This window comes from Variovorax sp. 770b2 (assembly GCF_900115685.1).
Lineage (GTDB): Bacteria > Pseudomonadota > Gammaproteobacteria > Burkholderiales > Burkholderiaceae_C > Variovorax.
This window is the reverse complement of the sequence record NZ_FOXJ01000002.1, coordinates 491353-516722: the sequence shown is the minus strand read 5'-3', so window position 1 is coordinate 516722 and position 25370 is coordinate 491353. Positions and strand designations below refer to the sequence as shown.

22 protein-coding genes and 1 pseudogene are annotated in these 25370 nt (G+C 68.3%); 15 read left to right on the top strand and 8 right to left on the bottom strand.

Going from position 1 to position 25370, the window contains the following annotated elements; translation table 11 throughout:
- Nucleotides 1-62: 62 nt before the first annotated feature.
- The 4 genes from BM133_RS18015 (at nucleotide 63) to BM133_RS18000 (ending at nucleotide 3894) form a co-directional block, all read left to right on the top strand.
- Entirely contained in the window at nucleotides 63-1352 is a 1290-nt protein-coding gene (locus tag BM133_RS18015) for a 3-isopropylmalate dehydratase large subunit (protein ID WP_256219248.1), read from the top strand.
- Nucleotides 1349-1855: a LeuD/DmdB family oxidoreductase small subunit gene (locus BM133_RS18010; RefSeq protein WP_093436417.1), complete on the top strand. Its 507-nt coding sequence runs from the start codon at nucleotides 1349-1351 to the stop codon at nucleotides 1853-1855. Before BM133_RS18015 ends, BM133_RS18010 begins: the two co-directional genes overlap by 4 nt.
- A 106-nt stretch (nucleotides 1856-1961) precedes the next feature.
- A complete protein-coding gene (locus tag BM133_RS18005) occupies nucleotides 1962-2843 on the top strand; it encodes an isocitrate lyase/PEP mutase family protein (protein WP_093436414.1) in 882 nt (293 codons plus the stop codon).
- Between the two features lie 43 nt (nucleotides 2844-2886).
- Nucleotides 2887-3894, top strand: a complete 1008-nt coding sequence (locus BM133_RS18000; protein ID WP_177224867.1) for a Bug family tripartite tricarboxylate transporter substrate binding protein — start codon at nucleotides 2887-2889, stop codon at nucleotides 3892-3894.
- A gap of 25 nt (nucleotides 3895-3919) precedes the next feature.
- Here the strand turns inward: BM133_RS18000 and BM133_RS17995 are convergent, their stop codons facing one another.
- From BM133_RS17995 to xylF, 5 genes are all read right to left on the bottom strand, one after another.
- The gene (locus tag BM133_RS17995) at nucleotides 3920-6379 is read right to left on the bottom strand and encodes a glucose/quinate/shikimate family membrane-bound PQQ-dependent dehydrogenase (RefSeq protein WP_093436408.1); all 2460 of its coding nucleotides are present in this window, start codon (nucleotides 6377-6379) and stop codon (nucleotides 3920-3922) included.
- A gap of 79 nt (nucleotides 6380-6458) precedes the next feature.
- Nucleotides 6459-7616 (bottom strand): ROK family transcriptional regulator, encoded by a 1158-nt coding sequence (locus BM133_RS17990; RefSeq protein ID WP_093436406.1) that lies wholly within the window; start codon nucleotides 7614-7616, stop codon nucleotides 6459-6461.
- A gap of 13 nt (nucleotides 7617-7629) precedes the next feature.
- Complete coding sequence (locus tag BM133_RS17985; RefSeq protein WP_093436404.1) at nucleotides 7630-8433, bottom strand: ATP-binding cassette domain-containing protein; 804 nt, start codon at nucleotides 8431-8433, stop codon at nucleotides 7630-7632.
- Between the two features lie 144 nt (nucleotides 8434-8577).
- The gene (locus BM133_RS17980) at nucleotides 8578-9768 is read right to left on the bottom strand and encodes a sugar ABC transporter permease (protein ID WP_093436401.1); all 1191 of its coding nucleotides are present in this window, start codon (nucleotides 9766-9768) and stop codon (nucleotides 8578-8580) included.
- A gap of 123 nt (nucleotides 9769-9891) precedes the next feature.
- On the bottom strand, nucleotides 9892-10914 hold the full coding sequence (gene xylF, locus BM133_RS17975; protein WP_093436399.1) for a D-xylose ABC transporter substrate-binding protein: 1023 nt from the start codon (nucleotides 10912-10914) through the stop codon (nucleotides 9892-9894).
- A 217-nt stretch (nucleotides 10915-11131) separates the two neighbouring features.
- Between xylF and BM133_RS17970 the strand changes: the two genes are divergently transcribed.
- The 3 genes and pseudogenes from BM133_RS17970 (at nucleotide 11132) to BM133_RS17960 (ending at nucleotide 13667) form a co-directional block, all read left to right on the top strand.
- Nucleotides 11132-11548 carry a surface-adhesin E family protein gene (locus tag BM133_RS17970; protein ID WP_093436396.1) on the top strand — a complete coding sequence of 139 codons (417 nt, stop codon included), beginning with the start codon at nucleotides 11132-11134 and terminating at the stop codon, nucleotides 11546-11548.
- Between the two features lie 68 nt (nucleotides 11549-11616).
- Nucleotides 11617-12714 (top strand): annotated as a pseudogene (locus BM133_RS17965) (thiamine pyrophosphate-dependent dehydrogenase E1 component subunit alpha).
- Nucleotides 12705-13667 carry an alpha-ketoacid dehydrogenase subunit beta gene (locus tag BM133_RS17960; RefSeq protein WP_093436393.1) on the top strand — a complete coding sequence of 321 codons (963 nt, stop codon included), beginning with the start codon at nucleotides 12705-12707 and terminating at the stop codon, nucleotides 13665-13667. The pseudogene BM133_RS17965 and the gene BM133_RS17960 overlap by 10 nt, the downstream one beginning before the upstream one ends.
- A 30-nt stretch (nucleotides 13668-13697) precedes the next feature.
- Here BM133_RS17960 and BM133_RS17955 read toward each other — a convergent pair whose 3' ends face one another.
- Nucleotides 13698-14468 (bottom strand): SDR family oxidoreductase, encoded by a 771-nt coding sequence (locus BM133_RS17955; RefSeq protein ID WP_093436392.1) that lies wholly within the window; start codon nucleotides 14466-14468, stop codon nucleotides 13698-13700.
- Nucleotides 14469-14592: 124 nt separating this feature from the next.
- Here BM133_RS17955 and BM133_RS17950 point away from each other — a divergent pair, with 124 nt between their 5' ends.
- Both BM133_RS17950 and BM133_RS17945 read left to right on the top strand, forming a co-directional pair.
- Entirely contained in the window at nucleotides 14593-15519 is a 927-nt protein-coding gene (locus BM133_RS17950; RefSeq protein WP_093436389.1) for a LysR family transcriptional regulator, read from the top strand.
- A 64-nt stretch (nucleotides 15520-15583) separates the two neighbouring features.
- Nucleotides 15584-16600, top strand: a complete 1017-nt coding sequence (locus tag BM133_RS17945) for a Bug family tripartite tricarboxylate transporter substrate binding protein (protein ID WP_093436387.1) — start codon at nucleotides 15584-15586, stop codon at nucleotides 16598-16600.
- Between the two features lie 111 nt (nucleotides 16601-16711).
- Here the strand turns inward: BM133_RS17945 and BM133_RS17940 are convergent, their stop codons facing one another.
- Nucleotides 16712-17035, bottom strand: a complete 324-nt coding sequence (locus BM133_RS17940; RefSeq protein ID WP_093436384.1) for a DUF1840 domain-containing protein — start codon at nucleotides 17033-17035, stop codon at nucleotides 16712-16714.
- 10 nt (nucleotides 17036-17045) lie between these two features.
- On the bottom strand, nucleotides 17046-18317 hold the full coding sequence (locus BM133_RS17935) for an SAM-dependent methyltransferase (RefSeq protein WP_093436382.1): 1272 nt from the start codon (nucleotides 18315-18317) through the stop codon (nucleotides 17046-17048).
- Between the two features lie 117 nt (nucleotides 18318-18434).
- Here BM133_RS17935 and BM133_RS17930 point away from each other — a divergent pair, with 117 nt between their 5' ends.
- The 6 genes from BM133_RS17930 to BM133_RS17905 are packed head-to-tail and all read left to right on the top strand — an operon-like array spanning nucleotide 18435 to nucleotide 25369.
- Complete coding sequence (locus tag BM133_RS17930; RefSeq protein WP_093436379.1) at nucleotides 18435-20819, top strand: bifunctional salicylyl-CoA 5-hydroxylase/oxidoreductase; 2385 nt, start codon at nucleotides 18435-18437, stop codon at nucleotides 20817-20819.
- 1 nt (nucleotide 20820) lies between these two features.
- Nucleotides 20821-21297, top strand: a complete 477-nt coding sequence (locus BM133_RS17925) for a MarR family winged helix-turn-helix transcriptional regulator (protein ID WP_093436377.1) — start codon at nucleotides 20821-20823, stop codon at nucleotides 21295-21297.
- Nucleotides 21294-22148: an enoyl-CoA hydratase family protein gene (locus tag BM133_RS17920; RefSeq protein ID WP_093436374.1), complete on the top strand. Its 855-nt coding sequence runs from the start codon at nucleotides 21294-21296 to the stop codon at nucleotides 22146-22148. Before BM133_RS17925 ends, BM133_RS17920 begins: the two co-directional genes overlap by 4 nt.
- Before the next feature lie 4 nt (nucleotides 22149-22152).
- Nucleotides 22153-23346 carry an acyl-CoA dehydrogenase family protein gene (locus tag BM133_RS17915; protein WP_093436371.1) on the top strand — a complete coding sequence of 398 codons (1194 nt, stop codon included), beginning with the start codon at nucleotides 22153-22155 and terminating at the stop codon, nucleotides 23344-23346.
- A gap of 5 nt (nucleotides 23347-23351) precedes the next feature.
- Nucleotides 23352-24974 (top strand): AMP-binding protein, encoded by a 1623-nt coding sequence (locus BM133_RS17910; protein ID WP_093436368.1) that lies wholly within the window; start codon nucleotides 23352-23354, stop codon nucleotides 24972-24974.
- Complete coding sequence (locus tag BM133_RS17905) at nucleotides 24971-25369, top strand: RidA family protein (RefSeq protein WP_042577483.1); 399 nt, start codon at nucleotides 24971-24973, stop codon at nucleotides 25367-25369. Before BM133_RS17910 ends, BM133_RS17905 begins: the two co-directional genes overlap by 4 nt.
- Nucleotide 25370: the final 1 nt, after the last annotated feature.

The window sequence follows — 25370 nt, the reverse complement described above, 5'->3', positions numbered from 1 at the left end:
TAATAGGTATCTCGAACCCACCGAACTCCCATATCGTGGAAGTGAAGAAGATGCCCCAGACGATGACAGAGAAGATCCTCGCCCGCGCCGCTGGCAGGCCGGGCGTGGTGCCCGGCGAGGAGATCACGGCGCGGCCGGACTTCGTGATCGCCTACGACTTTCCCGGCTACACCGACGTGTTCTTCAAGGAGACCCGCGAGGACTTCGGGATCGAGAAAGTGTCCAGCCCCGAGCGCTTCGTGCTGTTCATCGACCACATGGTCCCGGCCACCGCGCCCAAGGAAGAGGAACTGCACAAGATCACCCGCGCCTGGGGCAAGGAACAGGGCGTGCCGGTGCACGAACGCGAGGGCATCGGCCACCAGGTGGCGGCCGAGCTGGGCTATGCCACGCCGGGCGCCTTCGCCGTTCACTTCGACGGCCATGTGAGCCAGCTGGGGGCCTTCGGCACCTTCGCTTTCGGTGCGCGAAAAGGCGTGCTCGAATCCTTCGTGACCGAGACGCTCACCATGACCGTGCCGGCGAGCGTGAAGGTCGAACTGGTGGGAACGCTCCAGCCCGGCGTGATGGCGCGCGACGTCTTTCACCACATGGTCCGCGTGATGGGCCCCGCCTCCTGCCGCTTCAAGGTGGTGGAGCTGTGCGGGCCCGTGATCGACGCAATGAGCATCGAAGGGCGCCAGACCATTTGCGGGCAGGCCATGTTCCTCGGCGCGACCACCATGCTCATCGCGCCCGATGCGAAGACGCTGGCCTATGTGCAGGGGCGCTCGAAGATCGCGCTGGACCCGGTGTACCCCGATGCCGACGCCCACTACGACCAGGTGGTGACGATCGACGTCTCGGCGCTGGAGCCCATCGTCGTGATTCCGCCGAGCCCCGCCAACACGCGGGACCTGAAGGACTTCACCGGCGTGGAGGTGCACACCGGCTATCTCGGCTCGTGCGCCAGCGGCCGGCTCGAAGACCTGCGCATTGCGGCCGAGGTGCTGCGCGGGCGCCGCATCCAGCCGGGTTTCCAATTGCACGTCGTGCCGACGTCCAAGGCCATCATGGCGGCCGCCGCGCGCGAGGGTCTGATCGAGGTGCTGGTCGAGGCGGGCGCCTTCATCAGCTCGCCCAGCTGCGACTATTGCTTCGGGCGCATCGCCACCATGACCGACGGCCAGCGCGCCGTCTCCACCGGTACCCTGAACACGCCGGGGCGCATGGGCAGCGTGGATTCGGAGATCTACATCTGCAATGCGGCCGTGGTGGCTGCATCCGCGCTGGAAGGCCGCATCGCCGACCCGCGCCCCTACCTGGCTGAAGCCGCTGGCGCCGCTGGCGCCGCCGAAGGACCGCTCGCATGAGCCTTGCAAATCTGCACGGCCGCGCGGCCTGGGTCTTCGAGGAAGACGACTACGACATCGACCTCATCGTGGGCGTGCGCAACATCAAGATCACCGACGTGAAGGAACTGGCCGCGCTGGCCATGGCCGACTACGCGCCGGGCTTCGCGGCCAGCGTGGGCAAGGGCGATCTGCTGATCGGTGGCCACAACTTCGGCTATGGCCACCCGCATTACCCGGCCATGCGCGCCATGCGGCACCTGGGCATTGCCGCGGTGATCGCCGAGTCGTTCTCGCCCGGGTTTTTCCGCGGCGAGACGAGCATGGGCTTTCCGCTCGTCAGCTGCCCGGGCATCCGCGCAGCAACGGCGCGCGGCGACGAGCTCACGGTCGACTGGGGCACGAGCGAAGTGAAGAACCTGCGCTCGGGCCGGACCTTGATGCTGCAGCCCTTCTCCGATTCCGAGCGCGGCATGCTGGAGGCGGGCGGGCTCATTCCCTATCTGAAGCGGCGCATGGCCTGAACGGCCGGCGCTCATCCCGACGATTTTTTCGCCCCCGCTTTTTTTTGTGAGTCCATGGCGCGGCGCCCATGCCGGTTCGCAGCGCCCCTTTTTCAGGAGACAGAAGATGACCTCAACACGCCAGGCGCTGCGCCAGCGCATCACCCACGGTCCGACCCTCTGGTGCGGCGGCGCGCAGGACGCGCTGTCGGCACTGCTGGTCGACCAGTCCGATTTCGATGGCATCTTCAGCACGGGCTTCGGCATCTCCGCCGCACTGCTGGGCCAGCCCGACATGGAGCTGTACACGCTCAGCGAGAACGTCGCCACCGTGAACCGCATGGCCAACGTCGTGCGCAAGCCGATCTTCGTCGATGCGGACACGGGCTACGGCGGCGTGCTCAACGTCGGGCGGGCCGTGCGCGAGTTCGAGAAGGCCGGTGCCGCGGCATTGCAACTGGAAGACCAGATCAGTCCCAAGCGCTGCCCCGCCGCCACGCCGACCTCCACGCTGGTTTCGATGGACGACGCGCTCGCGCGCATCAAGGCCGCGTTGGATGCGCGCACCGACCCCGACCTCGTGATCGTCGCGCGCACCGATGCCCAGGACCCCGCCGAAGCGCTGGAGCGCGCCGCCCGGTACGCCGAGGCCGGCGCCGACCTGATCCAGCCCATCTCGCGCACCTTCGGCAGCTACGAGCAACTCGTGCAGCTGCGCGAAGCCTGCGGCCGCCGGCTTTCGTTGATGCTGATGGCCGGCACCTGGATGACCGCGCTGACCCGCGAGCAGATCGAGAGCGTGGCGGCGATCGCGAGCTATCCGATCGCGGGCCTGCTGACCACCGTGCACACGGTGCAGGCCAACCTGCGCGAGCTGGCGCGCCGCCGCTCGGGCGATTTCTCAGACCTGCCTTTCGCACAGACGCCGATGGCCGACTTCAAGGACCTCATCGGCTGGCATGCGCTCGAAGAACGGCAGGCCTTGTACGAGACCGGCGGCACGCGCTGAGTCCGGCCCCTTCGTTCCCCCTAGAAAAACCAGGAGCAAACACGTGCGTACTCTCAACCTCATCGACCGCGCCGTCGCGGTAGCAACCTTGGCACTGGGCCTAGGCCTGGGCACTTGCGCCATGGCGCAAGGCGGCGCTGGCGCCTATCCGACCAAGCCGATCCGCCTGGTCGTGCCCTACCCGCCGGGCGGCGCCACCGATGCAGCGGCGCGCATGCTGAGCCCGCGCCTGCAGGAGGAACTGGGGCAAACCGTCGTGGTCGAGAACCGCCCCGGCGCGGGCGGGAACATCGCCATGATCAACGTGGCGCAGAGCAGCCCCGACGGCCACACCCTGGCGGTGACGCTCACGGGCATGCTGTCGATCAACCCGGTCATCTACAAGAAGGCGGGCTTCCAGGCCTCGGACTTCGTGCCCGTGTCGCGTGTGTCGCTGGCGCCGCTGCTGCTGGTGGTGCCTGAGAAGTCGCCCTACAAGAACGTGCAGGAGCTGCTGGCCGCGGGCAAGAAAGCCGGCAAGGGGGGTCTGCCCTACGGATCGGCTGGCGCGGGCGGGCTGTCGCACCTGGCATCGGAAGCTTTCAACGCCAACGCGGACGGCAACTTCACGCATGTGCCCTACAAGGGCGGTGCGCCGCTGGTGCAGGCATTGATGGCCAACGAAGTGAGCTGGGGACTGCTGGGAACCGGCGACGTGCGCAGTTTCATCCAGTCGGGCAAGCTCAGGGCCATCGGCCAGTTGCGGAACGGCCGCTCCGAGTTGTGGCCCGACGTTGCGACCCTGACCGAGCAGGGCGTACCTGGCGGCGTGGACTTCGATGTCTGGTTCGGCGTGGTGGCGCCCGCGAAGACGCCCGCACCGGTCGTCAAGCTGCTGGGCGAGAAGATCGCCAAGATCACCGCCGAGCCCGCTTTTCGCAAGCGACTCAACGAACTGGGCGGCGTGGCGCCGGCGACCGGCAACACGCCCGAGGCCTTTGCCGAGGTCCTCAAGCGTGAACTGGCCATCCTGCCCAAGGCGGCGCAGGAAGCGGGATTGCAGCTCGATTGATCCCTGGCCGAACGTTGGTTCGCTCCTAACGCTTGGGCAATGCGTAGGCGATCACATGGTCGCCGGTCCGCGTGCCGAGCGAGCCGTGCCCGCCGGCGGCTACCAGCACGTACTGCCGCCCGTCGCTGCCGCGATAGGTCATCGGCGTGGCCTGCCCGCCGGCCGGCAGCCGGCTGCGCCAGAGCTCCTTGCCGTTGCCTGTGTCGTAGCCGCGCACGTACTGGTCCAGCGTGCCCGAGAGAAAGGCCACGCCGCCCGCCGTCATCACCGGGCCACCGAGGTTCGGCACCCCCATGGCGAACGGCAGCGGTACCGGCGAGCTGTCGCGCACCGTGCCGTTCTTGTGCTTCCAGATGACCTTGCCGCTGCGCAGGTCTGCGGCGGCCACGTGGCCCCAAGGCGGCGCCTGGCACGGCAGGCCGAGCACCGAGGTGAAGGCGCTGAGCTTCACCGCGAACGGCGCGCCGAAGTTCTCGTTGAGCGCCGGCAGGCTGTCGTTGGGACGGTCCTTGCCCTGGACGTACAGCGTCGTGTCGTCCGCGCGCGGCACGAGCCTGGACACGAAGGCCAGCGAGGTCGGCGTGGCGAAGGCGATCTGCCGCTGCGGATCGACCGCGATGCTGCCCCAGTTGAAGACACCGAAGTTGCCCGGATAGATCAGCGAGCCCCCGGTCGACGGCGGCGTGAACCGGCCTTCGTAGCGCAGCCTGTGAAAGGCGATGCGGCAGGCCAGCTGGTCGAACACCGTCGCGCCCCACATGTCGGCCGGCGTGAGCGCGGGCGGATCGAACGAGAGCCCCGACACCGGCTGCGTCGGCGCGGTGCGGTCGCCCGCGGCCGCGCCCTGCGGCGCGGGCCGCTCGTTGACCGGCACGATCGGCTTGCCGTTGCGCCGGTCGAGCACGAAGAGCTCGCCCTGCTTGGTGGGCTGCACGAGCGCAGGAATGATCTCGCTGCCCACGCGCAGGTCGATGAGGCTGGGCTGCGCGGGCACGTCGTAGTCCCAGAGGTCGTGGTGCACGGTCTGGAAACTCCAGCGCACGCGGCCGCTCGCCAGATCGAGCGCCACCACCGACGACGAATAGCGCTCCGCGCCCTCGGTGCGCTTGCCGCCCCATTGGTCGGGCGGCTGGTTGCCCGTGGGCACGTAGACCAGCCCCAGCGCCTCGTCCACGCTGGAGATCGACCAGCTGTTGGGCGAGTTGACGGTGTAGGTGCGGTCGGCCGCGATGGGCGCGGTTTCCTCGGGGTTGCCCGAATCCCAGTTCCACACCAGCGCGCCGGTGTTCACGTCGAACGCGCGGATCACGCCCGAGGTCTCCTTGGTCGAGACGTTGTCCAGCACCGTGCCGCCCACCACGATGAGCGAGCGCGTCACCACCACGGGCGAGGTCGAGTAGTAGGAGCCGGCCTTCACGTTGGGCATGTTCTTCCAGAGATCGATCTGCCCGCTGCCGCCGCCGAACGCGGTGCATGGCTTGCCGTCGGCAGGGTCGAGCGCGAGGATGCGGCCGTCGGCGGTGGGCATGAAGAGCTTCGCGTCGCAGGCCCCGGCAGGCACCGAAGGTGAAGGCGACGGTGTCGATGAAGCGGCGGGTTGTGCCGCGCTGCCCGCGTAGTAAGACAGGCCGCGGCAGGTCAGGTGCTGCAGCGCGAGCGATTTCTGGACCTCCGGCGTGTAGCGCCAGATCTGCTTGCCCGTGGTCGCGTCCAGCGCGATCACAGCCTGGTGCGGCGTGCAGAGAAACAGCCGCTCGCCGATCTTGAGCGGCGTGACTTCGAAGGTCGTCTCTTCCGGATCGCCGGGCTGGCCGCGCACGTCGCCGGTGCGAAAGTGCCAGGCCTCCTCGAGCTGCCCGACATTGGCCGGCGTGATCTGGTCGAGCGCCGAGTAGCGCTGGCCGAAGCCGGTGCCGCCGTAGGCGGTCCAGTCGTCCTTCGCGGGTGGCGGGCTGACGGGTGCCGCGGCGGTTGCATTGGACGATGCATCGGGCAACGGCGCGATGCCTTCGATGCGCCCGGGCTCGCGCGTCCACGAGAACACCGCCGCCAGCAGGAAGGCCGCGAGCACCACGCCGAGCGCGGCGCGCGTGCGGCCGATGCCCGTCGCGTCGCGGCGCGCGAGTGCGCGTGCCACCCACGGCGAGAGCAGGAACAGGCCGACCACGAAGAACACATCGCCGCGCGCGGCCAGCGGCCACCAGTCAAAGCCCACTTCCCAGAGCGCCCAGACCAGCGTGAGCAGGACCACCGCCGCGTAGTACAGCAGCCCGATGCCGCCGCCGCGCTTGAGCAGCAAGGCCGAGGCGATGAGCCCGAGGCCCGCGACCAGGTAGTACCACGAGCCGCCGAGCGCGATGAGCCATGCACCCGCGACAGCGAGCGCCAGGCCCGCGAGGCCGATGACCACGGCCGTGACGACAAGCAATGCGGAGGGCGACGAGCCCGCTGCGGGCTGGGTGAACTGGGCGGAGGAACGCGTCATGTCTTGGACTCCCGGAAGCAGAGAGAGAGAGAGTCCAGACGTTAGGCCATCGATCGCGCGCCGCGCGTAGGCCGAAGGCTCAGGCGGCGGCGAGAACGCGCTCGGCGCGCGCGCGCCGCGTTCTCGCGTCGGGTTGCAGCGGCCTTAAGTATTCGTGCAACGCCAGCGCCGCCGCGCCGACCGCGGGCGCGAGCTCTTCATAGCGCGCGGTGCGCAGCTCGGGCGCGGGCATGCCCGCGCCATCGGCATGGCGCTTCACGCGCTCGAACGCGGCCTGCACGAAGCCGCGATGCGCCGCGCACGCCTTGCCGCCGATCACGATCGCGCGCGGATTGAACGTCACCCACAGGTTCTGCAGCAGCACGCCGAAGAAGGCCGCGGCGCGCTGCGTGTCCACGCCTTCGCGCTCCAGCGTGCGCGAGCCGAAGAAGGCTTCGGCGCAGCCGCGCCGGCCGCACGAGCACAGCGGACCGTCCAGTTCGAGGATCGTGTGGCCGATCTCGCCGGCCATGCCCTGCGCGCCGGTGAAGAGCCGGTCGTTCAGGATCACGCCCGCGCCCACGCCGACGTCGCAGCTCACGAAGATCAGCGGGTCCTCGCCCTCGCCGGCGGCGAATTCGTATTCGCCGAGCACGGCCGCATCGGCATCGTTCTGCAGCTGCACGGTGACGCCGGGCAGGCCCGCGGCGGCGAACGATTTTTCGAGCGCGGGCAACAGGCTCACATTGCGCCAGCCGAGGTTGGGCGCGAAGCGCACGACACCGGTGCAGTCGTCCACCGCGCCCGGCACGCACACGCCGATGCTCGACAGGCGCAGGCCCAGCGCGTCCAGTTGCCTGTGCGCGGCCGAGGCCATGCGCGCGACCTGCGCGCACACGCCGGCGGGCGAGCCGTCGGTGAGTGCGTGGGTGTTGGAGTACAGCACCTGGCCCTGCAGCGAGACGCACACGAGGCGCACGGTCTCCACCGCGATCTCCACGCCCATCAGGGCGCGCACGCCGACGTCGATCTGCAGCGGCGTGGACGGCCGGCCCAGGCCGTCGTTCACGGCCGCATCGGACTCCTTGAGCCAGCCTTCGTCGAGCAGCTCGCGCACCAGCAGGCTCACGGTGGATTTCGTGAGCCCGCTCTCGGTGGCCAGCCGCGCACGCGAAAGCCCGGGCTGCGCGCGCAGCAAGCGCAGCAGCACGCTGCGGTTCATGCGCTTCAGGAGCTGCTGGTCGCCGATGGTCTTCATGGGGCCGGACGGTTCAGGCCGTCACTGCGGCGGTCGCGGCGTGGTGGGCCTGCGCTTTGCCTTCGGGGCGCTTGCCCGCGATGATCATGCCGAGCACTTCGTCCTCGGTCACGTCCTGGGTGCGGTAGGTGCCCACGAGCTTGCCGTTCTTCATGACCGCGAGGCGATCGCTCAGCGAGAACACGTCGGGCATGTCGTGCGTGATGAGGAAGATGCCCACGCCATCGGCCTTGAGCTGTTTCACCAGGCCGCCGACCATCGCGGTTTCTTCCGGGCCGAGCGCGGCGCAGGGCTCGTCCATGATGAGGATGCGCGCGTTGAAATACAGCGCCCGCGAGATCGCCACCACCTGCCGCTGGCCGCCCGAGAGCCGGCGCACCGGCACGCGGATGTTGGTGAAGTTCCTGTTCAGGCGATGGAACACTTTTCGCGCCTGCACTTCCATGAAGTGGTCATCCAGCGTGTTCCAGCGCGTCATCTTCTCGCGGCCCAGAAAAAGGTTGGACACCGAGTCCAGGTTGTCCGCGAGCGCGAGCGTCTGGTAGATGGTCTCGATGCCCTGGCCCTGCGCTTCGGCGGGCGTGCGGATGTTGACCTTCTCGCCCGCGATGAGCGTGTCGCCCGAGTCGATGGGGTAGGCGCCCGCGAGCATCTTCATGAGCGTGGACTTGCCCGCCCCGTTGTGGCCGAGCAGCGCGACCACTTCGCCGGGGTACAGGTTCACGCTCACGCCGTCCACGGCTTTCACGCCGCCGAAGGACTTGCGGATCTCGCGCAGTTCGACGAGGGGTTTCGTCGTGTCCGGGAGGGTGCTCATTGCGACTCTTTCCTACGGTTGGCCCGCGCAGCGAGGCCTGTTCGGGGGCTCCCGCGGAACCGGCTTTGCCGGGCCGCAGGGTGCGCCCCCTGGAGGGGGGATTCGGCTACACGAAGCGAGCAAGAAACGGGGGTGGGCTTCACTTCAGTTCTCCCCGAACTTGCGGCGATAGAGCACGTCGAACACCACCGCCACGATCAGCACCTGGCCGATGATGACCATGCGCTTGCCGATGGGCACATCCAGCAGCAGCATGCCGCTGTCCAGCGACTGCATGATGAGCGCGCCCAGCACCGAGCCGAAGATCGAGCCGCTGCCGCCCGCGAGCGCCGTGCCGCCGATGACGGCCGCCGCGATCACGTAGAGCTCCATGCCGGTGCCCAATGAATTGGTGCCCGCGTTGAGCCGCGCGATCGACACGATGGCCGCGACGGTGACCAGCACCGCCAGCAGCGCGAACAGCATCAGCGTCACGCGCTTGACCGGGATGCCCACGAGCGCCGCCGCGTCGGGGTTGCCGCCCATGGCGAACACGTAGCGCCCGAAGCGCGTGCGGTGCACGATGAACGACAGCACGATGGCCACCACCGCCCAGATCAGCACCGGGATCGGAATGCCCTGCGGCTCCGACTTGGACGAGATCTGGTAGTTGTTCATGACCGCCGCGAAGCCGACGACCACCGCCACCGGCACGGCCGTGATGAGCACGTCCAGCCACAGCGGCTCGGTGGGCATCTCGTAGCGCTGGCGCGCGCGGCGCTTCTGCACCATGCGCCCGAAGAGCACGAGCGCCACCAGCGCCGCGATCACCCAGCTCGCGGTGGTGCCCACGCCGCCGTCGTAGCCGCCGCCCAGGCGCTGGAAGAATTCGTCGTTCACCGGCTGCGTCTTGCCGTCGGCCACCAGGAAAGCCGCGCCGCGGAACGACATCAGGCCGCCCAGCGTGACCACGAAAGAAGGCACGCCGAGCACGGCCGTGAGCCAGCCCTGGTAGATCGACACGAGCAGCGCCACGGCCAGGCCCGCAAGGCAGGCCGTGGGCCACGACCAGCCCGAGGTGTATTGCAGGTACGCGATGAGCACGCCCACGAAGCCCATCACCGAGCCGACCGACAGGTCGATGTGGCGCGCCACGATGATCAGCACCATCACGGTGGAGACGATGCCCACCACGGCGGTCTGCTGCGCGACGTTGTAGAGATTCTCGGGCGAGAGAAACACGCCGCCCGACATGACGCTGAAGGCCACCGCCATGACGACCAGCAGCAAGCACATCAGGATCAGGCGCAGGTCCACGCCCGTGCGGCGCCACCATGCCGGAGTTTCGTTGCTCATTTTTTCAGTACCCCCTTCAAGCGGATGCGGCGGATGCAGCGGATGCGCGACAGCGTCCCGGCCGGGCCTTGGCAGCCCGGCCCGGCGCGTGCATCGCGCGGATTGACGACTGGCTCGGCTTGCTTACTTGCAGGCCGCGGGCGCGCTGGCGGCCGGGACGCCCTTGCAGAGCTCGTCCTTCTTGATCCAGCCGGCCTTGACCACGACGTCCAGGTTGTCGCGCGTGACCGGCACCGGTGTGAGCAGGCGCGACGACAGGGCGATCTTCTTCGGGCCCGAGTTCCACTGCGCCGCCTTCTCGACCGGCTTGCCCTGCGAGAGCGAGATGGCCGCGGTGGCGGCTTCGCGGCCGAGCTCGCGCGAGTCCTTGAAGATGGTGGCGGTCTGCGTGCCCAGCGCGATGCGGTTGAGCGCCGCGAAGTCCGCGTCCTGGCCCGACACCGGCACGCCGCGCAGGCCCTTGGCCGTGAGCGCGGCGACCGCGCCGCCGGCGGTGCCGTCGTTGGCAGCCACCACCGCATCGACCTTGTTGGCGTTCTTGGTGAGGATCTGCTCCATGTTCTTCTGCGCGACCTCGGGCTTCCAGCCTTCGGTGTATTCGTCGCCCACGATCTTGATGTCGCCCTTCTTCACGGAGGCCTCGAGCACCTCCTGCTGGCCGGCGCGCAGGAAGTCGGCGTTCGGGTCGCTGGGCGAGCCCTTGATGATCACGTAGTTGCCCTTGGGCTTGACCTTGAGCACCTCGCGTGCCTCCATCCGGCCGACCTCGACGTTGTCGAAGGTGATGTAGAAGACGCCGGGCGCCTCGATGAGGCGGTCGTACGCGACCACGGGCACCTTCTGGCGCGTGGCCTTGGTGATGGCCGGCAGGATCGCGTCCTTGTCCATCGCCAGCACGATGAGCGCCTTGGCGCCCTTGGCCATCAGGCCCTCGATGTCGCCCAGTTGCTTTTCGGGCGAGCCGCCCGCATCGGCGCTGATGTACTTGGCGCCGAGCTTTTCCAGCTGCGCCTTGATGGCCGCCTCGTCGGTCTTCCAGCGCTCTTCCTGGAAGTTGGACCAGCTCACGCCGACCACGGTCTGGGCCAGCGCGCTCACGGCGGTGAGGCCGAAGGCCATGGCGGCCAAAGTTTGTTTGAGTTGCATCGGTGTCTCTCCTGCCGTGTAAGAAAATAGTTAGTTTGAAGGGCGAACTAACTATCCCATCCGCGGCGACGGATGGCATCGGGGAATTCCCCGAGCGGTGCCGTCCGACAGGCACGCGGGGTGAATAACGGTAAATTGATGTTTCAGCGGCCGGCCGGCAAGGTCGGCTTTTTTGAGCCCGGCACGCACCCCGTGCCGTTCTTTTCGGAGCGATGGCGTGAAGTACTGGTTGCTGGCAATCGGCCTGCTTGGCGGCATGGCCCATGCGCAGTCCGCGTGGTTCACGGTGGTGGGCGATTCGCAGGACAAGGCGGCCGACACCGTGCAGGTCGATCCGTCCGGCGCCGCGTCGGCGGAGCCCGCGCGGCAGGGCATGAACCTGCGCGTGAGCCGCGCCACGCCACGCACCAACTGGGACGGCGTGCCCTACCGCTCCTACGAATCGCGCGTGGTGTTCGACTGCCAAGCGCGGCGCGCCTCCTACGTCGCCGCGCGCTTCTACATCCAGCCCCTGTGGCAGGGCGAGCCGCACCACGTCGCCGACTACAGCGATGCGCCCAAGCCCATGCTCTTTCGCGACATGAAGCAGAACCCGACGGCGCGCATCGTGCGCGCCGCATGCCGGTCGAGCTAGATCCGTCCTGCCATTCGATACTGATACGATTTTTGTCACGCGCCCATTCCAGAGGCGCTGGAGACAAGATGGACTCGAGCACATCCGGCGCCGCTGAGGCGCTTTACCGCACGATGGTGCGCATCCGCGCCTTCGAGAACGCCGCCGAGACGGCCAGCCAGGGAGGGGTGAGCGCCTACGGCCAGCAGGCCGCCGGCGCCGCCAAGGTGCGCGGCCCGCTGCATCTCTCGACCGGACAGGAGGCCGTGCCCGCAGGCGTGTGTGCACACCTGCGCACAAGCGACTACCTCACCTCCACCCACCGCGGCCACGGCCACACGCTGGCCAAGGGCGCGGACCTCACCCGCATGATGTGCGAGCTCTTCGGCAAGGCCACGGGCTTCAACGGCGGCAAGGGCGGCTCGATGCACATCGCCGATTTCTCGGTCGGCATGCTGGGCGCCAACGGCGTGGTGGCGGCGGGGCTGCCGATCGCGGTGGGTGCGGCGCATGCGCAGAAGCTGATGAAGGCGGCGCAGGGCCGCTCCCAAGCCGCCTTGCCCCCCTCGGGGGGAGGTCCCGGCTTGCCGGAGCCAGGGGGCCACAGTGCGGGCGACGACATCACGGTCTGCTTCTTCGGCGACGGCGCCATCAACCGCGGGCCCTTTCTCGAAGCACTGAACTGGGCGCGCGTGTACGAGCTGCCGGTGCTCTTCGTCTGCTAGGACAACCGCTGGATCGCGACCACGGCGAGCGGTCCGATGACGGCGGGCGACGGCGCCTCGGCGCGCGCCATGTCGATGGACATCGCGGCCACGCAGGTCGATGGCAACGACGTGTTCGCGGTGCACGAAGCCGCCGAACGGCTGGTGCGCGAGGTGCGCGGCGGCGCCGGACCGCGCCTGCTGCACGCGCTGACGTACCGCGTGAAGGGCCACGTGTCGGTCGATCTGGCGGCCTACCGCGATCCGGCCGAACTGGCCGCCGCGCTGGAAACCGATCCGATCGCACGCACGCGCGGGCACCTGCTTTCGGCCGGCGTGAGCGCGGCCACGCTCGACGCCATCGAGAACGCGGCGCGCGACGAAGTCGACACCGCGCTGGCCATCGCCGACGCGGCGCCCTGGCCCGAGGCCGGCGCCGCATTCACCGACGTGCAGACCATCGGAGCAGGCCAATGGCATTGAAGGAACTGAGTTATTCCGAAGCCGCCGTGCTCGCCGTGCAGCGCGAGATGCAAGCCGATGCGCGCGTGGTCGTGCTCGGCGAGGACGTGGGCCGCGGCGGCATCTTCGGCCAGTACAAGGGGTTGCAGCAGGCCTTCGGCGCCGAACGCGTGATCGACACGCCGATCAGCGAGGCCGCGATCATGGGCGCCGGCGTGGGCATGGCGCTCGCGGGGCTGCGCCCGGTGGTGGAGATGCGCGTGGTCGACTTCGCCCTCTGCGGCATGGACGAGCTGGTGAACCAGGCTGCCAAGAACCGCTTCATGTTCGGCGGCCAGGGGCGCGTGCCGCTGGTGGCGCGCATGCCGGGCGGCATCTGGGACGCGTCGGCCGCGCAGCATTCGCAATCGCTGGAAGCGTGGTTCGCGCACCTGCCGGGCGTGGTGGTGGTGAGCCCGTCCACGCCGCAGGACAACTACGGTCTGCTGCGCGCCGCGTTGCAGTGCGGCGACCCGGTGGTCTACATCGAGCACAAGACGCTGTGGGGCCTGCGCGGCGAAGTCGACGAAGACATCGCCGTGCCGCTCGGCAAGGCAGCGCGCGTGCGCGAGGGCAACGCGCTCACGCTGGTGAGCTGGAGCCGGCAGATGCAGGCTTGTGCCACGGCATGCAATGCGCTCGCGGCCGAAGGCATCGCGGTCGACCTCGTCGACCTGCGCACGCTGTGGCCGTGGGACCGCGAGACGGTGCTTTCATCGTGCGCGCGCACCGGGCGCCTGTTGGTCGTGCACGAGGCGGTGCAGGCCGCGGGCTTCGGCGCCGAGATCGCGGCCAGCGCCGCGGAGGACACGGGCTGCCGCATCGCGCGGCTCGGGGCGCCGCGCATTCCGGTCGGCTATGCGCCGGTGCTGGAAGCGCAGTCGCGCATCGGCGCGGAGGCCATCGTGGCCGCCGCGAAGAAGCTGCTGGGCTGAGCCTGCGGGGCAGAGCTTGCGGGCCTGACCTCAGGCGGCGAAGCCGCCGTCGATGTTCAGGCTCGCACCGGTCACGAAGGCCGCCTCGGGGCTGGCCAGGTACGCCACCATGCTCGCGATTTCATCGGGGTGGCCGTGGCGGGGCAGCGCCATCAGGCCGTGCATGGCGGCGGCGTTCGGGCCGTCGACCGGGTTCATGTCGGTGTTGACCGGGCCGGGCTGCACGTTGTTGACGGTGATGCCGCGCGGACCGAGGTCGCGCGCCAGGCCTTGCACCAGGCCCTTGAGCGCCGACTTGCTCATCGCGTAGGCCGCGCCGCCGGGCCAGGGCATGCGCTCGGCGTTGGTGCTGCCGATGTTGATGACGCGGCCGCCTTCGCCCATGTGGCGCGAGGCCGCCTTGGCGGCCACGAACACGGCACGCACGTTGACGTCGAGCGTCTTGTCGAAGTCCTCGAGCGAGAAGTCGTCCAGGGCGCCGCCCAGGAACACGCCGGCGTTGTTCACCAGGATGTCGATCTTGCCGAGCGTGCGGGCCGCTTCGTCGATGCCGGCGGTGAGGGCCGCGGCGTCGGCGCTGTCGATCTTCAGCGCCAGCGCGCGGCCGCCTTCGGACTGGATGCTGCGCGCCAGCTCGTCGGCCGGGGCGGCGGCGCTGCTGTAGCTGAAGGCGACGGCGGCGCCGTCGCGCACCAGGCGGCGCACGATGGCCGCGCCGATGCCGCGCGAGCCGCCGGTGACGAAGGCGACCTTGCCGGCCAGGACGGGGGAAGAGGAGGAAGAAGAAGCGAAGGAGGACATGATTTTTCCGATCGGGTCAGTGGAGGAATGACGTCAGTGTCGGGATTCCACTCCCTTCCCGGTAGCCATCAATAGTCGCAATCAAATTCAACCCAAAGTTGAAGATGGAATCGAAAATGGGTGCATGGAACCGCTCAACCACCTCGAATCCTTCGTGCAGAGCGCCGAAAGCGGCAGCTTCTCGGCGGCCGCGCGGCGCCTCGCGCTCACGCCGGCGGCGGTCAGCAAGAACGTCGCGCGGCTGGAGGCGCGGCTGGGCGTGCGGCTGTTCCAGCGCAGCACGCGGCGGCTCACGCTGACCGAGGGAGGCGAGCGCTTCCTGGCGCAGATCGGCGGGCCGCTCGCCACGCTGCAGGACGCCGTCGCCGGCCTGGCCAAGGACGACGGGCAGCCCGCCGGCACGCTGAAGATCAGCATGGGCCAGGCCTTCGGGCGCGAGCACGTGCTGCCGATGATGGGCGACTTTCTCGCGCGCTACCCGGCGATCCTGCCCGACTGGCATTTCGACAACCAGCAGGTGGACCTGGTCGGCGAGGGCTTCGACGCGGCCATCGGCGGGGGCATCGAACTGTCGCCCGGGGTCGTGGCGCGGGAGCTCTCGCGCATCCACGTGGTGGCGGTGGCTTCGCCGGCCTATATGGCGGGACGCGCGTTGCCCGCGCAGCCTGCCGACCTGGCGACGCTCGACGCGCTGCTGCGGCGCTCCTCGCCCACCGGGCGGCTGCGCAGCTGGACGCTGCAGCACGCGAACGGCCAGCAGGCCACGGTGGAACTGCCGCGGCCGCGCGCCATCTTCAACGACCCCGAGGCGATCGCGCATGCGGCGCTGCTGGGGCTGGGCGCGGCGATGCTGCCGATGCCCTTTGTCGAGCGGGGCCTGCGCAGCGGCGGGCTGGTGCGGCTCTTGCCCGAATGGCATTTCGATGCGGGGGTGGTGTGGCTCTACTACCCGAGCAAGAAGCTGCTGCCGCCGAAGACGCGGGTGTTCGTCGACTTCATGCTGGAGCGCTTTCGCAGCGAGCGCTTCGCCGAGCGGATGCAGGTGGCCTGAAAGAGGCGATTCCCGGGGTTTTCACTCGCGGCGACGGGGGCGGTTCACCTGTACAAACACGCGCATGAACTTATCTTTCAAAACGAATCGCCGGGCCGCGCTGACGGCGTCGGCCGCTGCGGCCATCGCCCTGGTGGCGCCCGCCGCGTGGGCCCAGGGCACCTGGCCGACCAAGCCCGTGCGCATCGTCGTGCCTTTCGCGGCCGGCGGCACCACCGACATCCTGGCGCGCGCCGTCGCGCCCGAACTCTCCAAGGCCTTCGGCCAGCAGTTCATCGTGGACAACCGCGCGGGCGCCGGCGGCAACGTGGGCGCCGAGATCGTGGCGCGCGCGCCGAACGACGGCTACACGCTCCTCATGGGGACGGTGGGCACGCACGGCATCAACCGCGCGCTGTACCCCAAGCTGCCCTTCGACCCGATCAAGGACTTCGTGCCGATCACGCTGGTGGCGGCCGTGCCGAACGTGATGGAAATGAACGCCGAGAAAGCCAAGGCGCTGAACATCCACAACGTGCAGGACTTCATCAAGTACGCCAAGGCCAACCCGGGCAAGCTGAACATGGCATCGAGCGGCAGCGGCACGTCGATCCACCTGGCGGGCGAGCTCTTCAAGAGCATGACGGGCACCTTCATGGCCCACATCCCGTACAAGGGTTCGGGCCCGGCGCTCCTGGACATGGTGGGCGGCAATGCCGACGTGATGTTCGACAACCTGCCCTCGTCGATGGCGCAGATCAAGGGCGGCAAGCTCACCGCGCTGGCCGTGACCAGTTCGCAGCGCTCGCCGGCGCTGCCCGACCTTCCGACGGTGGAGGAAGCGGGCGGCCCGACGCTCAAGGGATTCGAAGCGAGCTCATGGTTCGGCCTGCTGGCGCCGGCCGGCACCTCGCCCGAGATCGTGAACCGGATTCAGCAGGAAGTGGCCAAGTCGCTGGGCACGCCCGCCATCAAGGAGAAGATGCTCGCCCAGGGCGCGATCCCGAGCGGCAATTCGCCGGCCGACTTCACCAAGCTCATTGCGAGCGAGCATGTGAAGTGGGCGAAGGTCGTGAAAGACTCTGGCGCGAAGGTGGACTGACCCCCGGGCTGCGCGCACTTCGCGTCGCTGCGCCAATCCCCCTGCAGGGGGCAACACCTGCGGCCCGGCGAAGCCGGTTCCGCGGTGTATCTTGAAAGAGCACGACCGTGATCAGGTGCTCCAGGTCACGTCCTTGTTGTCGGTCTGCGAGTCCTTGAGCATGTGAAGCAGGGGCGCTGCACGCTGGTGCAGTCCTACATGCTGCTTCTCGGCATCGCTGGTGTGGCCTTCGACGGCGTAGTCGTCGTTGTTGTGGCTGTTGCTGCCCTCGCGCGTCAACGCGGCCTCGAGCGCGGCGATGGCGCCGGGAATCTGCTCGACCGTGATGATGCCCTGCGGCGCCGGGGACTTGCCGACGATGTCGAGCAGTTGGCGCGCATGCACTTCGAGCATCACGAAATCAGGAGAGGCCCGGGACTTGAAACGATAGAGCATTTTTTTTCACTCACTTGTAGATGTAGTCACGGGCAAAAGGGTACACCGATTGCGCACCGCGCAAGACGCCCGCGCGCCCTACATCGCCGTCAGGCTTTGTCGACAACATCTGATGCAAGGAGATCCATCCCTGTTCGAAACTCATGGCCGAGCCTGCGAGGTACAGGCGGTAGGCGCGCAGCACGCGCTCGGCGTTCTCGCCCTGGCGGCCGCCGCTGCGCTGCAGCACCTCCAGCGCCTTGCCCAGCTGCGCCTCGAGCGCATCCGACCAGGCCCAGAGCGTGCGCGCATAGTGCGGGCGCAGGCTCTCGGTATCCACCATCTCCAGGCCCGCGGCCGCCGTCTCGCGCAGCACGTGCGTCACGTGCAGCAGCTCGCCGCCGGGGAAGATGTACTTCTCGATGAAATCGCCCATGCCCGCGCCCAGCTGGCGGTAGTTGAGCTCGCCCGAGGTGATGCCGTGGTTCAGGACCAGGCCGCCGGGCTTGAGCAGCGAATGGATCTTGCGGAAGTACGTCGGCATGTTGGCCGCGCCCACGTGCTCGAACATGCCGACCGAGGAGATCTTGTCGAAAGGCTGCTCGGCCGAGAGCTCGCGGTAGTCGCGCAGTTCGACGCGCACGCGTCCCTGCAGGCCCTTCTCCTCGATCAGGCGCTGCACATAGGCATGCTGGTTCTTGGACAGCGTGATGCCGGTCGCATCGACGCCGTAGTGCTCGGCCGCCCACAACAGCAGCGCGCCCCAGCCGGAGCCGATGTCCAGGTAACGCTCGCCCGGCTGCAGCATGAGCTTCTTGCAGATGTGGTCCAGCTTGGCTTCCTGCGCCTCGGCCAGCGTGAGCTCGGGCGTACGGAAGTAGGCACATGAATAGACCCGGCGCGCATCGAGCCACAGCGCGTAGAAGTCGTCCGAGACGTCGTAGTGGAATTCGATCTGCGCGGCGTCCTTGCGCAGCGAATGCGAGCCATGCGACTTGGCTCGGTGCTGCAGCCGGCTCCACCAGCCGGTGTCGGTTTCGGCCGGGTTGCCGGGCAGCATGCCGACGGTGGCGTCGATCAGGTCGCGCATGGCGCCTTCGATCTGCACCTTGCCCTCGACATAGGCCTCGCCAATGGCGCCCACCTGCCGGGCGGCCAGCTTGGCCAGCACCGTCCACTCCTTGAAAGCCAGCGTGACGCGGGCCCCGGCCTGCGCCACCCGCCGGCCATCCGGCAGCTCCAGCGCGATGGGGACAGGCAGCGAAGCCAGCTGCGACTCGATCTTGGGTATCAAGTTTTGCATGGGGCCCATGGTATTGATTTTTGCAAGTGTTTGCATCCCTGCCGGCACCGGGCTCGGGCAGGCCCCGTTACGAAACCAGCATTGACAGCAGATTGTTTATGCCTAAACTATTCAACCATGAACAGCCTCAGCCCGGTCAAAACCGCTCCCGCCTCGGACCTCCAGCGCATCCTGTGCATCGGCGGCGGCCCGGCGGGCCTGTACTTCGCCCTGTTGATGAAGGCGCGCAACCCCGCGTTGCAGATCACGGTGGTGGAACGCAACCGGCCCTTCGACACCTTCGGCTGGGGCGTGGTGCTGAGCGACCAGACGCTGGGCAACCTCAAGGCGGCCGATGCCGACACCGCGGCGCTGATCGGCAACGAGTTTCATCACTGGGACGATATCCAGGTCTTCTTCAAGGGCCGCCAGGTGCGCTCGGGCGGCCACGGCTTCTGCGGCATCGGGCGCAAGCGCCTGCTCAATATCCTGCAGGAGCGCTGCCTCGAACTGGGCGTGGACCTCGTGTTCGAGACCGACGCCACCGACGACCAGGCGATCGCCGCGCAGTACAACGCCGATCTCGTGATCGCCAGCGATGGCCTCAACAGCCGCATCCGCCAGCGCTATGCGGACGTGTTCAAGCCCGACGTGGACCTGCGCAACTGCCGCTTCGTGTGGCTGGGCACGCACCAGACCTTCGACGCCTTCACCTTCGCGTTCGAGGAGACCGAGCACGGCTGGTTCCAGGCGCATGCCTACCAGTTCGACGACAAGACCTCGACCTTCATCGTCGAGACGCCCGAGGCCGTGTGGAAGGCCCATGGGCTCGACCAGATGGAGCAGCCCGAGGCCGTCGCCTTCTGCGAGAAGCTGTTCGCCAAGTACCTGGGCGGCCACGCGCTGATCAGCAATGCCACGCACCTGCGCGGCTCGGCCAACTGGATCCGCTTTCCGCGCGTGGTGTGCGAGCGCTGGACGCACCGCATCGACGTCGAAGGCCGCTCGGTGCCCGTGGTGCTGATGGGCGACGCGGCCCACACGGCGCACTTCTCGATCGGCTCGGGCACCAAGCTCGCGCTCGAAGACGCGATCGACCTTGCCAACGAGTTCGCGCAAGGCGGCACGCTCGACCATGTGCTCGAAGGCTACGAGGCACGCCGCAGCGTCGAGGTGCTGAAGATCCAGAACGCCGCGCGCAACTCCACCGAGTGGTTCGAGAACGTGCCGCGCTACACGGGCATGGAGATCGAGCAGTTCGCCTACTCGCTGCTCACGCGCTCGCAGCGCATCAGCCACGAGAACCTGCGCGTGCGCGACACGCAATGGCTCGGCGGCTACGAGCAGTGGCTTGCGGGCGGCAAGGCGATGGCGCCGATGCTCATGCCCTACAAGGTGCGCGGTCTCACGCTGAAGAACCGGATCCTGGTGTCGCCGATGGCCACCTACAGCGCGGTCGACGGCGTGCCTCAAGACTTCCTGCTGGTGCACCTGGGCGCACGCGCACTCGGCGGTGCCGCGATGGTGTTCGTCGAGATGACGAGCCCGACGCCCGAAGGCCGCATCACGCCGGCCTGCACCGGCCTCTACAACGACACGCAGCAGGCGGCTTTCCAGCGCATCGTCGATTTCGTGCACACGCAGTCGAGCGCGAAGATCGCGATGCAGCTCGGCCACAGCGGCCCCAAGGGTTCCACGCGCGTGGGCTGGGAAGGCACCGACGAGCCGCTGGAAGACGGCAACTGGCCGGTGCTCGGCGCCAGCGCGCTGCCCTACGGCGAGCAGAATCAATTGCCGGCCGCCATCACGCGTGCCGAGATGGACACGCTGCGCGACCAGTTCGTCGATTCGACCCGCCGCGCCGCCGAATGCGGCTTCGACTGGCTCGAACTGCACTGCGCGCACGGCTACCTGCTGTCGGCGTTCATCAGCCCGCTTACCAACCAGCGCACCGACGAATACGGCGGCGACATCGAAGCGCGCTGCCGCTATCCGCTCGAAGTGTTCCGCGCGATGCGGGCCGTGTGGCCCGTGGACAAACCGATGAGCGTGCGCATCTCCGCGCACGACTGGGCGCCCGGCGGCAACACCGATGCGGATGCAGTCATCGTCGCGCGCCTGTTCAAGGAAGCCGGCGCCGATTTCATCGACGTGTCGTCGGGCCAGACCACCCGCGCCGCCAAGCCGGTCTACGGCCGCATGTACCAGACGCCGTTCTCCGACCGCATCCGCAACGAGGTCGGCATCTCGACCATCGCCGTGGGCGCGATCACCGAAGCGGACCAGGCCAACAGCATCATCGCGGCGGGCCGCGCCGACCTCTGCGCCATCGCACGCCCGCACCTCGCGGACCCCGCATGGACGCTGCACGAAGCGGCCAAGCTACAAAGCCGCGACGTCGACTGGCCCAAGCAATACCTGAGCGGCCGCGACCAGATGTACCGCGAGATCGCCAAGCAGCAGCAGATCGCCGCGGCCAACGCCGCATTGGCCATGGCGCCGAACCCCGAGGAGACACACTGACATGGACCTCGAAGCGCGCGCGCACAGCGAACACCCCGAAGCCTTGCGGCTCTGGCTGCGGTTGCTCACCTGCACCCAGCTGATCGAGAAGCAGGTGCGCAACGAGTTGCGCTCCCAGTTCGCCACCACGCTGCCGCGCTTTGACCTCATGTCGCAACTGGAGCGCTCGCCCGAGGGCCTGAAGATGAACGAGCTCTCGCGCCGGATGATGGTGACCGGCGGCAACGTCACCGGCATCACCGACCAGCTGGTGACCGAAGGCGTGGTCGAGCGCATCAACGTCGAGGGCGACCGCCGCGCCTGGCGCGTGCGGCTCACTGCGCGGGGCCGCAAGCTCTTCAACGACATGGCGCAGCAGCACGAAGACTGGATCGTCGAGGCCTTCGCGGGCCTCAGCAGCAAGGAGATCGGGCAGCTGCACAAGCTGCTCGGCAAGGTCAAGCAACACTCACACAGCCAATTGGCGGAGACCTCATGAAGCATTACATCGGCGCGGGCAATCCCATGCGCGCGCAATTCGAAGCCAAGGCCGCCTACAAGGCCGAGCACTTCGCATGGAGTTATGAGGCCGGCGTCGGCACCGTCACGCTGAACCGCCCCGAGCGCAAGAACCCGCTGACCTTCGACTCGTACGCCGAACTGCGCGACCTGTTCCGCGCGTTGAACTACGCGACCGACGTGAAGGCGATCGTGGTGACCGGTGCGGGCGGCAACTTCTGCTCGGGCGGCGACGTGCACGAGATCATCGGACCGCTCACGGGCATGCGCATGCCCGAGCTGCTCGAGTTCACGCGTATGACGGGCGACCTGGTGAAGGCGATCCGCGCGTGCCCGCAGCCGATCGTGGGCGCCATCGACGGCGTGTGCGCCGGTGCCGGCGCGATGATCGCGCTGGCCTGCGACCTGCGCTACGGCTCGCCGGCCACGCGCACCGCATTCCTCTTCACCCGCGTGGGCCTCGCCGGCGCGGACATGGGTGCATGCGCACTGCTGCCGCGCGTGATCGGACAGGGCCGTGCCTCGGAACTGCTCTTCACCGGCCGCGCGATGACGGCACAGGAGGGCCACGCCTGGGGCTTCTTCAATGCACTGCACGAAAGCGATGCGCTGCTCGACGCAGCCACCAAGATGGCGCGCGAACTCGCCGAAGGCCCGAGCTTCGCGCACGGCATGACCAAGACGATGCTCGCGCAGGAATGGTCGATGACCATCGACCAGGCGATCGAGGCCGAGGCGCAGGCGCAGGCGATCTGCATGCAGACCGAAGACTTCAAGCGCGCCTACGAAGCCTTCGCGGCGAAGCGCAAGCCCGTGTTCGGTGGGGACTGAAGCCATGATGACGAAGATCCCCGCACCGCCTTCGACGGTGCACCTCGCACTGCCGTTCTTCGACGAAGCCCATCGCTCGCTCGCGCGTGACCTGCTGCCCTGGTGCGCGGCGCAAGAGATCGACGAGCGCGACGACCGCGCGGCCTGCCGCGAATGGGTGCGCCGCCTCGGCGATGGCGGCTGGCTGCGCTACGCCGTGCCCGGCAGCGCGGGCGGCGCGCTGGAGCGCCTGGATTCGCGCGCGCTGGTGCTGCTGCGCGAGACGCTCGGCTACCACTCGCCGCTGGCCGACTTCGCCTTTGCGATGCAGGGGCTGGGCAGCGGCGCGATCACGCTCGCGGGCACGCCTGAGCAGCAGTCGCAGTACCTGACGGCTGTGGGCAAGGGCAACAAGATCGCGGCCTTCGCGCTCAGCGAACCCGATGCGGGCTCGGACGTGGCCGCGATGGCCATGCGCGCCGAACCCACGGCCGACGGCTGGCTGCTGAACGGCCAGAAGACCTGGATCAGCAATGGCGGCATCGCCGACTTCTATTGCGTGTTCGCGAAGACCGATCCGACAGGCGGCACGCGCGGCATCACCGTGTTCATCGTCGATGCGACGACGCCCGGCCTCGATACCTCCGAGCACATCGACGTCATGGCACCGCACCCGCTGGCCACGCTGCGCTTCGAGAACTGCGCCGTGCCGCGCACCGCGCAGCTGGGCGACCTGAACGGCGGCTTCAAGCTCGCGATGCGCACGCTCGACATCTTCCGTGCGTCGGTCGCGGCTGCGGCACTGGGCATGGGCCGGCGCGCGCTCGCCGAAGCCATCGCGCATGCAAAGAGCCGCCGCATGTTCGGCCAGACGCTCGCGGACTTCCAGCTCACGCAGGCCAAGCTCGGCGAGATGGCAGCGCTGATCGACAGCGCGGCACTGCTCACCTACCGCGCCGCATGGATGCGCGACGACGCCGAGCAACGCGGAGCAGCGGCGGTGGGCGATGTGTCCGCCGCGGCGGCGATGGCCAAGATGTGCGCGACCGAAAACGCGAGCCGCGTGATCGACATGGCATTGCAGATGCACGGCGGCCTCGGCGTGAAGGTTGGCACGAAGATTGAAAGCCTCTACCGCGACATCCGCTCGCTGCGCATCTACGAAGGCGCGACGGAAGTCCAACAACTGATCATTGGCAAATCCGTTCTGCGGGGATAAATACCGTGTCTGCCCAAGTCGACCGCTTCGTTCACGACCGCCTGCCGCCTGCCGAGCAGTTGCCGGTCTTTCGCTACGACCTGCCCGAGCTGCAGTTGCCCGACCAGCTGAACCTCGTGGAGGAACTGTTGGACAAGGCGGACGCCAAGGGCTTCGGCGACAAGCCGATGCTGCGCTCGCCGAGCGGCACGCTCACGTACAGGCAGGCTGCTGTCGAGGTCAACCGCATCGCGCAGGTGCTGACCGAAGACCTTGGGCTCGTGCCCGGCAACCGCGTGCTGCTGCGTGGCGGCAACTCGGCAGCGATGGCGCTTGCATGGCTCGCAGTGGTGAAGGCCGGGCTGATCGCGGTGGCGACGATGCCGTTGCTGCGCGCCAAGGAACTTGGCGAGATCATCGAGAAGGCGCGCCCCGTTGCCGCGCTGTGCGACGGTCGTCTGCTCGATGAATTGGCGACTGCGCAGACGGAACATCCGGTGCTTGCGACGGTGATCGCATTCAACAAGCCCAATGCGGCGGACTCGCTCTCCGCGCGCGCCGCGGGCAAGAGCGGCGTGTTCACTGCGTGCCCTACGGCCGCGGACGACATCGCACTTCTCGCCTTCACCTCGGGCACCACGGGCAAGCCCAAGGCCCCCGTCACCACGCACCGCGACGTGCTCGCGATGTGCGAGACCTGGCCGCGCCATGTGCTCAAGGCGCGCAGCGACGACATCGTGGTGGGATCGCCCCCGCTGGCCTTCACCTTCGGCCTGGGCGGCCTGCTGGTGTTCCCGATGTGGGCCGGCGCATCCGTGTATTTCGCCGATGCGCCGTTCACGCCCGAAGGCCTGGTGAAGCTCATCAACGAGATCGGCGCGACCATCTGCTATACCGCGCCCACGTTCTACCGCCAGATGGCGCCTTTCGTGAAGCAGCACGGCATGCCGGGCCTTCGCATCAGCGTGAGCGCAGGCGAGGCCTTGCCCGATGCGACGCGCCAGCTCTGGAAGGAAGCCACCGGCATCGAGATGCTCGACGGCATCGGCGGCACCGAGGTGTTCCACATCTACATTTCCGCCGCGGGCGACGACGTGCGCAAGGGCGCGGTCGGCAAGGCGGTGCCCGGGTTCACCGCGAAGGTGGTGGACGACAAGGGCAACGAAGTGCCGCACGGCACCGTCGGCAAGCTCGCGCTGCAGGGGCCTGTCGGCTGCCGGTATCTGGACGATCCGCGCCAGGTCGACTACGTGAAGAACGGCTGGAACTACCCCGGCGATTCGTTCGTGCAGGACGACGACGGCTACTTCTTCTACCAGGCGCGCGCCGACGACATGATCATCACGGCCGGCTACAACGTCGGTGGGCCGGAGGTCGAGGACGCCCTGCTCAAGCACCCCGCGGTGGCCGAGTGCGGCGTGATCGGCAAGCCCGACGCCGACCGCGGCATGATCGTGAAGGCCTTCTGCGTGCTCAAGCCCGGCAACGAGGGCGATGCCGTCCTCGTGAAGGCGCTGCAGGACCATGTGAAGGCCACCATCGCGCCCTTCAAATACCCGCGGGAGATCGAGTTCGTGACGGTGCTGCCGCGCACCGAGACCGGCAAGCTCCAGCGATTCAAACTGAGACAACTCAACAGCACACCATGATCAACAAACTCCTGCAGCCCGAAGGCTGGCTGCCCCCCAAGGGCTATGCGAACGGTGTCGCCGCGCGCGGCACGATGCTGTTCGTCGGCGGCCAGATCGGCTGGAATGCGCAGCAGCAGTTCGAGTCGGACGACTTCATCGAGCAGTGCGGCCTCGCGCTGCGCAACATCGCCGAGGTGCTTCGCGCAGGCGGGGCGGGTCCCGAGCACATGGTGCGGATGACCTGGTACGTGACGGACCGCGACGAATACAGCCGCCGGCTTGCCGAACTGGGCCCGGTCTATCGCGATGCGATGGGACGCAACTTTCCGGCGATGACCTGCGTGCAGGTGGCGGCGCTCGTCGAGCACCGGGCGAAGGTGGAGATCGAGGTCACGGCGGTCATTCCGGACTGAT